The 255-nt window shown below is 72.9% G+C and carries 1 pseudogene; it reads right to left on the reverse strand.

Annotated features, from left to right (window positions below):
- Nucleotides 1-255: pseudogene (locus ACEN88_RS35780) on the reverse strand (hypothetical protein); the annotation flags it as partial.

The raw sequence follows: 255 nt of genomic DNA on the forward strand, positions 1-255 counted from the left end.
TGCTGCCGCCGCCCGCTTCAGGTCCGCATCCGCCGCGGCGATCACGTGCGGCGCCAGCACGGCGGCGTCCAGGATCCCCACCGCCCGGTTACGCCCGCCCTGCTTGGCCGCGTACAGGCACAGGTCGGCGAGATGGACCAGTTGCTCCCAGTCCGGATCGACGTCGCCCGGGATCAGGGACTTGGGGCAGAAGCCGATGGAGATCGTCACGTCCAGCGCGCGGTCGTCCAGCGCGACCGGCGAGCCGCCCACGGC

The sequence above is a fragment of the Massilia sp. CT11-108 genome, from assembly GCF_047302915.1.
Classification (GTDB): domain Bacteria; phylum Pseudomonadota; class Gammaproteobacteria; order Burkholderiales; family Burkholderiaceae_D; genus Telluria; species Telluria orientalis.